The sequence below is a fragment of the Actinosynnema sp. NPDC050436 genome (genome assembly GCF_040655415.1).
In the GTDB taxonomy this organism is placed as follows: domain Bacteria; phylum Actinomycetota; class Actinomycetes; order Mycobacteriales; family Pseudonocardiaceae; genus Actinosynnema.
This window is the reverse complement of sequence record NZ_JBFAJV010000012.1, coordinates 258,745-266,524: the sequence shown is the minus strand read 5'-3', so window position 1 is coordinate 266,524 and position 7,780 is coordinate 258,745. Positions and strand designations below refer to the sequence as shown.

7 protein-coding genes and 1 pseudogene are annotated in these 7,780 nt (G+C 72.0%); 3 read left to right on the top strand and 5 right to left on the bottom strand.

Translation table 11 applies throughout. From position 1 onward, the window contains the following. Positions 1–442 (top strand): annotated as a pseudogene (locus AB0I60_RS27575) (transposase); the annotation flags it as partial. A 19-nt stretch (positions 443–461) separates the two neighbouring features. On the opposite strand, the gene AB0I60_RS27570 reads toward AB0I60_RS27575, so the two are convergent. From AB0I60_RS27570 to AB0I60_RS27555, 4 genes are all read right to left on the bottom strand, one after another. After that, a complete protein-coding gene (locus AB0I60_RS27570) occupies positions 462–932 on the bottom strand; it encodes a ricin-type beta-trefoil lectin domain protein (RefSeq protein ID WP_360734522.1) in 471 nt (156 codons plus the stop codon). Between the two features lie 130 nt (positions 933–1,062). After that, on the bottom strand, positions 1,063–1,833 hold the full coding sequence (locus AB0I60_RS27565; RefSeq protein WP_360734519.1) for a phosphotransferase: 771 nt from the start codon (positions 1,831–1,833) through the stop codon (positions 1,063–1,065). Between the two features lie 99 nt (positions 1,834–1,932). Next, complete coding sequence (locus AB0I60_RS27560) at positions 1,933–2,694, bottom strand: SDR family NAD(P)-dependent oxidoreductase (RefSeq protein ID WP_360734516.1); 762 nt, start codon at positions 2,692–2,694, stop codon at positions 1,933–1,935. Between the two features lie 195 nt (positions 2,695–2,889). Further along, positions 2,890–4,983, bottom strand: a complete 2,094-nt coding sequence (locus AB0I60_RS27555) for a tetratricopeptide repeat protein (RefSeq protein WP_360734549.1) — start codon at positions 4,981–4,983, stop codon at positions 2,890–2,892. Positions 4,984–5,255: 272 nt separating this feature from the next. Here AB0I60_RS27555 and AB0I60_RS27550 point away from each other — a divergent pair, with 272 nt between their 5' ends. Further along, positions 5,256–5,981 carry a DUF2750 domain-containing protein gene (locus AB0I60_RS27550; protein WP_360734513.1) on the top strand — a complete coding sequence of 242 codons (726 nt, stop codon included), beginning with the start codon at positions 5,256–5,258 and terminating at the stop codon, positions 5,979–5,981. A 15-nt stretch (positions 5,982–5,996) separates the two neighbouring features. Here AB0I60_RS27550 and AB0I60_RS27545 read toward each other — a convergent pair whose 3' ends face one another. Then, on the bottom strand, positions 5,997–6,434 hold the full coding sequence (locus AB0I60_RS27545) for a MarR family transcriptional regulator (RefSeq protein WP_360734510.1): 438 nt from the start codon (positions 6,432–6,434) through the stop codon (positions 5,997–5,999). A gap of 68 nt (positions 6,435–6,502) precedes the next feature. Between AB0I60_RS27545 and AB0I60_RS27540 the strand changes: the two genes are divergently transcribed. Continuing rightward, the gene (locus tag AB0I60_RS27540; RefSeq protein WP_360734507.1) at positions 6,503–7,012 is read left to right on the top strand and encodes a hypothetical protein; all 510 of its coding nucleotides are present in this window, start codon (positions 6,503–6,505) and stop codon (positions 7,010–7,012) included. Positions 7,013–7,780: the final 768 nt, after the last annotated feature.

Genomic DNA, 7,780 nt, shown 5'->3' with positions numbered 1-7,780 from the left:
CGGGTTGGCGTTGGCGTTGGCGTTCGTGCTCACTCCGGCCAGGCCGCCGGCGGCCCCCGGTTGCGAACGGTGCCGGACCGGATCCGGGTTCCCGGCCCGACCGGGAGGCCGCGCACCCGTCCGGACGCGGTGGCCGCGGACAGGGGTGTGCTCCTCCAAGGCCAACCGGGCCTACCTGCGTCGCCGCCGGATCACGGCCGTGATCCCGGAGAAGACCGACCAGCGGGCCAACCGCAGGAAGAAGGGCTCCGCCGGAGGCCGCCCCGGGTCGTTCGATCCCGTGCGCTACCGGCGGCGCAACACCGTCGAACGCTGCTTCCAGAAGATCAAAACATGGCGCGGGCTGGCCACCCGCTACGACAAGACACCGCAAAGCTACGAGGCCGGACTGCATCTACGAGGAGCGATCATGTGGCTGAAGGCCCCGACCTCAACCACATGATCCAAACCCCAAACAGCTCCTAGACCAGGTAGATGTTCCACTGCTGGTCGGCGCGGTCCGCATCGCACGTGGCGAGCACCAGCGGGCCCGCCGGTCCGGTGTGGGTGATGCAGTCGTCGCCGCCCGCGTTGGCGAACAGGGACGGGGTCGTGTTCGGGTCGCCGGTCGGCCGCCGCTCCCACTGCTGGGCATCCACGTCGTCGCACGGCGCGAGCCCCAGCCCGCCACCGGAGGCGGCCAGGCACTGGTCGCTCGCCGCGTTGCGGAACGTCTCCACGTCGAGATCCCAGTACCAGTGCTGGGGCGCGGTGTCGGTGAACTCGCCGAGCGTGACGGCCGTCCCGCCGGTCGCGTCCCAGACGCCCGTCCCCACGTCGACGCCGGCCAGGAAGACCAGGTGCTCAGCCGCGTTCGCCGTGCCCGGCGCGGCGGTGAGCAGGGTGGCGGTGAAGACGACGGCGGTGGTCGCGGCGAGCCTGCGGTGTGCCATGTGCGGTGCTCCCGTCCGTGCCCGGTTCCTGCGCCAAGCGCGTCCCGAGGATGTGCCCCGAGTATGTGCACGGCCTCCGGCGGATGGCCATCCCCGTCCCCCGACCGTGTCGGGAGACCACCTGCCGGGCTCACTTCGCCCCGGTCGGCGGGCGCTGCGGTTCCCGCGTCCGGGCTCTGAGCACGTCGAACTCGCACCCCGGCGCGTCCGGGTCGAAGCCGTGTTCGATCAGCCAGCGCGACGCGACCAGGCTGCGCAGCGACCACCAGGCGCGGATCACGTCCCGGTCGGCGTCGGGGCCGTAGCCCGTGAGCAGGTCGTCCAGGCGGTCTTCGTGCCCGAGCGTGAGGGTGGCGAGGTCGTACATGGCGTCACCGGGGGCGGCCTCGGACCAGTCGATGATGCCGGTGACCTCGTCGCCGTCGACGAACACGTGCGCGATCTGCAGATCGCCGTGCACGAACACCGGCTCCCACGGCCGGAGCGCGGCCTCGGCGATCTCGCGGTTGCGCCGGACCACCTCGGCGGGCAGGACGTCGTGGGCGAGCAGCCACGCGCACTCGCTGTCCAGTTCCGCGACCACGTCATCGAGCCGGCGCCCCGGCCACGGCGGCAGCGGCGCGTCGTGCAGCTCCCGGATGGCCGCACCGACCGCAGCCCAGGCCGCCGGCGACGCGGTCGACGGTCCACCGAGCAGTCCGAGCACTTCACCGGGAACGGCGGCGATCGCCAGGACCGGCGGCTCGTGCCAGAGGATCGTCGGGGTGGGTACCGGGGCCATGGCCATCGCCCGCACCTCGACGTCGGCGTGCGCCGGGTCGCCGTCCACCTTCAGGAAGACGTCGCCGACGCGCAGGGTCGCACGCCGGCGATGGGCGACGACGATTTCGACTTCCCCCACACCGGCCATCCTCGCCGGGAACGGCCGCCGATGCCGCCGGATTTCGCGCGGCGGGACGGTGTCGGTGGACCTGTGTCCCGCCACGCGGGACGGGACCGTTCACCAGGTCTGGTCGGCGGGCCGGACCAGCAGCTCGTTGACCGCGACCCGCCGGTCGCGGGTGACCAGGTAGGCGACCGCGTCGGCGACGTCCTCGGTCAGGAGGGGGTCGATCCGAGCCATGCGCTCGTCCATGTCCCGTCGCGCGGCGGGGTCGAGGTGGTCGTAGATCTCGGTGTCGACGGCACCGGGCTCCACCACCCCGACCCGCACCCGATGCCCGAGCAGTTCCTGGCGCAGCGACTCGGCGAAGGCGTTGGTACCGGACTTGGTGAGGCTGTAGACCGCGCTGCCGGGCCAGGTGACGCGGCCGGCGACGGAGCTGACGTTGACGATGTCGGCGACCCTGCGCGGCGCGTCGGCGGCGGCGCGGACGAGGTGGGGGAGGGCGGCGTGGGTGATGTGGAGCAGGGAGCGGACGTTGAGCGCGAGCATCCGGTCCCAGTCGTCGGTGGCGGCGTGCAGCGCGTCGCCGACGGTCATGGTGCCCGCGTTGTTGACCAGGACGTCCAACCGCCCCAGGCGCTGTATGGCCGCGTCGACGGTGGTGGTGGCCTGCGCGGGGTCGGTGAGATCGGCGGGCAGCACGTGCGCTTGGGCGATGTCGGCGGCCACCTGCTCCAGCCGGTCACGACGACGGGCGACGAGGACGACGGCCGCCCCCTCGGCCCCCAACCGTCGGGCGGTCGCCGCACCGATCCCGCTGCTGGCCCCGGTGACGAGCGCGACGGTGCCGGCGAGCGGTTGTCGTTGGGTGGACACGGAGGACTCCTCACGGACGGGGGAGACGTGGCCCTCCCGACTCTGCCCGCCTCTACCCGCAACCACCAGCCGCCGGCCGTCCGCTGGTCGTCCGTTCCGCCCTCACGCAGGGTGCCTGCCGAGCGCTGTCGTGTAACGCTGACGTCGCCCTGCCGCTCTTGGCTTGGCTGCCACAGCGGCATTCCCGGTCGGCCGTCATCTAGGTGCTGTGGCGCGCACCAGCGACGAGCGGACCGCTGTAGTCGTTCGGTGGTCCGTGCCCAGCTGACGTTCGCAGTAGGCGAGAAGGGTTTCGTACAGAGGAACGGCACGTTCGTGGTGATCGTGTGCCAAGTAGGTGTCGGCCAGTGCCTTCCTTGTCAACAGGGTGTCCGGGTGGTCGTGCCCCAGCACCTGCTCCCGGTCGACGAGAACCGCCTCCCACAAAGGTATCGCGCGCTCCGGTCGATCCGTGGTGGCGTAGGTGTTGGCCAGTTCGTTGAGGGACAGCAGAGTGTCCGGGTGGTCGGTGCCGAGCACGCGCTGCCGATCGGCCACCGTGGCCTGGAGTTGCGCGATCGCCCGATCGGAATCGCCCCTGAGGTCGTAGCTGCACGCGAGGTTGTGGCGGACGGTGAGCGTGGAGGGGTGGTCACGGCCCAGCAGCCGTTCGGTGTCGACCAGCGCCTGCTCGTACAGCGTGATGGCACGCTCCACGTCACCCGCAACCCGATAGGCGCCGGCGAGGTTGTTGCGGGCCAGTGCGGTGTAGGGGTCGTCCGGGCCTCGCAGCCGTTCGGAATCGGCCATCGTCCTCTCGTACAACGGTGTTGCGCTCTCAAGATCGCCGATTTCCTGGTAGCCGGTGGCGAGGTTGTTGCGTGAGGCGAGCGTGTCCGGGTGGTCCGGCCCCAGCACGCGTTCGCGGTCGGCGAGGGTGATCTCGAACAGTCGGATCGCGCTCTGCGGATCACCTGCGCGCTGGTAGGCGACGGCCAGGTTGTTCTGTGCTGTCAGCGTGGTCGGGTGCTCGGGCGTGTGAAGCCGGGACAAGCTGCTCGCCGCGCGGACGAGGAAGTCGACGGCCGTCGTCGCGTCGCCCCGGTCGCTGAGGTGGTTGCCCAGGCGGGCGGCGAGGACGCAAGTCTCAGGCAGGTCGTCGTCCGGGCGGGTGTGGGCGAGCAGGGCGCGCGTGTGGGGCAGGGCCACCTGGAAGACTTGCCGGTCCTCGGGCGATACGGGGTCGCGGCCGGTGATGCTGTCGGAGAGCAGGACGGTGGCGGTAGCACGGGCACGGGCGATGTCCTCGGCCTGTCGACAAGGGTCGGCGGGGTCGGGGGTCCGGGTGACGGCTTGCACCAGCGGGTGGACGTCGAGGGTCTGCTCCCTGAGGGTGATCATGCTGTAGGCGGCCAACCTGCCGAACGCGCTGAGCACGGCCGGGTCGTCGGCATAGCGGTCGAACAGCGCGCGGGGTATCGAGTCGGGTGCGTACCAGGCCAGCACGTGAAGGATCTGACCCGCGAGCGGGGTGTCGGCAAGGCGGTCGAGGGTGACCTTCCAAACCCGGGCGATCGTGCGCTGCGGGTCCTCGCCTTCGGCCAGCGCCGCGTAGGTCTCGGCCGGGAACCGGGCCAGCAGTTCGAGGTAGGCGGTCGGCGTGACGCGGGTCTGGGCCAGGTAGGCACCGGCCTGCTCGATCGCCAGCGGCAGCCACCCCAGCTCCGCGCACAGGCGCTCCCCGTCGCGGAGCCGCGCCTCGGGCCACTCCGCGCGCACGACCCGTGCCAGCATCTCCGACGCCTCGTCGGCCGCGAGCACGCCCAGCGGTACGGTGGGAACCGACCGCCACCCGCGCCCGTGCCGGCTGGTGATCAGGATCGAGCCCGTCCGCACGCGCTCCAGCAGCTCCACGGCGTCGGCCGGACCGGTCACGTCGTCCAGCACGAGCAGCCAGTCGTCGTGCGAGGCGAGCCACCGCAGACCCAGTTCGACGCGCTGCTCCAACGGCAGGGGAGCCGCCTCGGGTGCCAGCGCCACCGCCAGCCGGGCCACGCCCGTCCCGATCGCGGCGGGGGAGTCCGCAGCCACCCACCACACCAGCGCGAACCTGTCGGACCGCCGCTCCGCGAACCGCGCCGCCAAGGTGCTCTTGCCGACCCCGCCCAACCCGTGGATCACGGCCACACCGGCACGACCGGACGGCGTCAGAACCGCGTCCAACCGCTTCAATTCCGCTGCGCGGCCCACGAACACACCTGAACCGACCGGCACCCGCCTCACCGACACCGGCGGTGACAGCGTTTCCATCGCGGGGACCCTCGTCGCGCAGTCGACCTGCACCACAACGGCATCCCGCGCGGCCTGCACCACCGTCGACCGGTCGGCCTCGACCTCGAAGTGGTTCCCACCCTCCACCGTGTCGTCACCACCAGCCAACGGTTGATTCACGGAACACGAGCCCTCACCTGAGCACCACGTCCCACGAGAGCCCACCAACCCGAACCCGGCAACGCAGAACTGCGGACCCCGACCGGTTAGGCTTCGTCGCCGACCACGCGGACGACGAGGAAGCAGGCCCGATGACCACGATCCCCCCGCTGTCCGACGGTGCGGCCCGGGATCTTTGGGCCGGCGGCCGTCCTGCGCGCGACGAGTACTTCTTCACCACCGTCGCCGCCACCGGGACTGTGTGGGCGTGGGACTTCGACACCGGGCTGATGGAGATCGACGACCAGGACAACGCGCTGGTCCCGCTGTGGCCGCACCCCCGGCTGGCCGCGATGGCCGCCGAGGCGATGGGTTTCGAGGACGCCGGTCCGGCGACCCCGGTCGACGCGGACGTGCTGCTGGAGGACGAGTTCGAGCGCTTCCACCAGGAGGGGCACGAGATCGCGGTCCTGCCCACCGACGGCCACTTCACCACCATCCTGTCGTTGGAGCGGTTCCGGGTCCGGGTCTTCGAGGCGCGGTTGCGGGCCGCCGGACCGACCGACGAGGTCGCCCGCTCCCTCCGGGAGGAGTTCCACGCGGACCGCCTCCGGCGCGCGGACCGGCGGCTCGGCCTGGGGCCGGACGACCGGCACGCGCTCGTGGAGCACCTGCGGGGACGCCTGGCGGGTGCCGGGTGCGAACACCGGCCCACCTTCCCCGCCACCCGGGAGTGGGTCGAGGCCCGGGGACTGTCCTGGGACCTGCTGTCCCGGTCTGCGTTGAAGGTGCTCAGCTCCTGCGACTGCGAGGCGCTCGACCACTTCCGGCAGCACCCCGACCGAGCCGACGCACGTCCGGCCGGCGCGGGAACCTGACCGCCCGGTCGGCCGTCATCCTCGGGCCTGGTCGCGGCTCTCGGTCAGCTTCCGGGCCTGGTCGCGGAGCACCTCCGTCGTCCTGGTCGCCCAGTCGGCGATGAGCTGCTGCTGTTCGGGGCTGTAGCGGGCGGTCACCTCGCCCATGGCCTCGTTCAGGCCGGCGAACAGGGGGCCGAGCGCGCCGCCCACGGCCTTGACCAGGACGCGCCGGCGGTCGGCGGGGTCGGGGTCGCGCCGGGCCAGGCCGGCTCGTTCCAGGCGGTCCACGACTCCGGTCACCGCGCCCGGCGTGAGGTTGATCCGCTTGGCGAGGTCGCCCGCCGTCATCGGGCCGTGGCGGCCCACGAGGGCGAGAGCGCGCTGGTCGACGGCGGTGACGCCGAGGTGCGCGCCCACCGCTTCGTGAAACGCCACCACGGCGGTGCTCAGCTCACGTCCGAGGTCGCTCATGGCAGGCACTTTACCGCTCCCGATATTTCAGTACACTAAACTAAATAGTTCGACGGGGGAGGTAACTGGTGGAGATCTGGGTCGCGGAGCTGAAGCTGGCGCTGGAGGTCCCGCGCTGGACGTGGCGGTTCTACCTGCGGCACCTGCCGCTGATCGCGGGGTTGTCGCTGATCCCGTCCACACAACGGCTCATCGCCGTGAACTGGGGCATCCCCGGCGCGTGGGCGGCGGCGTCGGAGGTCGTCGTGATGGTCGTGCGGGTCGGGCTCGTGCTGGCCGTCGGGTGGCTCGCGCTGCGCGGCGGTCGGGCGACGTGGGAGCGGTTCACGGCGTTCGCCACGGCGCACTGGCGCAGCCTGGTCTGGCAGGGCGTGCTGCTCGGCGTCGCGTTCCTGGTGTTCGACGTGGTGGCGGAGACCATCGTCGGCGGGCTGCTGCCGGCCGAGGCGCGGCAGGGCTACCAGGCGGTGCTGCTGTTCGTGAAGAACCCGACGATCATCGCGCTGACGCTGGTGTGGTGGGTCGGGCTGGTGCGCCGGACCTCCTGGGCGACGCAGGAGCGGCCAGTCGCGGTCTGAAGGGCCGGGCACGGCCCGAAAATGCGTTGACCGGCGGTCGGCAAGGTGCACATCATGGCCGCCATGCAGCAGTGACCAGTGATGCCCGGAGAGGACCACGGCGGGTTCGAGCGACTCCCCGCCGCTCTCCGCCGTGCCGCTTGAAGCCCGCACCGCGTGATCGGTGCGGGCCGTACGCCACTGGTTCCGAGGCGGTGCACCGCACGCCTCCTGCACGAGCACTGGAATCCGGAGACCATGAGCCACCTCCGCCGTACCGCCCTGCCCGCCGACGACCGCACAGCACTGTGGACGGTCGACGCCCTGCCCGTCGTCCGGACACCGACGACGTCCCTCCGCGAACGCATTCCCGTCCCGCTGGCAGGACGCGACCGGCGGCGGATGTTCACGAGCGCCGAACACCCGCACGGCCCGTCGTCCGGCCACGGACGCCACGCTTCCCGGCAAGGCCGCGTGCGAGCCCGACGGGAGCGACACCTGGGCACCGGGGCCCGGTACGCCGCGCTCCGCGCCCGGCTGCGGGGTCGGGACCGCCGCCGGCTCTGACCGGCTCTGACCGCGCTGCCGGCCGACTTGACGTCGTGCTCTCACTCGTTCGTCGGAGCGGCCGGCAGCGCGGTGGCTTCCCGTCACCTCTGCTGCGGCGTTGGTGTGATTCTCCGCAGCCGGGATGCGGTGCGCACCGGTGATCGTTAGCTTGGGATTCGCCGGTGCGCCAGGGTGTGCGCCGGATCTGCCGGGTGCCGGGGGGTGCTCGGTCCACAAGGG

Bases quoted from the DNA above. Each gene is read 5' to 3' on its own strand.
- AB0I60_RS27570 (WP_360734522.1), bottom strand. From the start codon at position 932: ATGGCACACCGCAGGCTCGCCGCGACCACCGCCGTCGTCTTCACCGCC.
- AB0I60_RS27555 (WP_360734549.1), bottom strand. From the start codon at position 4,983: ATGGAAACGCTGTCACCGCCGGTGTCGGTGAGGCGGGTGCCGGTCGGT.
- AB0I60_RS27550 (WP_360734513.1), top strand. From the start codon at position 5,256: ATGACCACGATCCCCCCGCTGTCCGACGGTGCGGCCCGGGATCTTTGG.
- AB0I60_RS27545 (WP_360734510.1), bottom strand. From the start codon at position 6,434: ATGAGCGACCTCGGACGTGAGCTGAGCACCGCCGTGGTGGCGTTTCAC.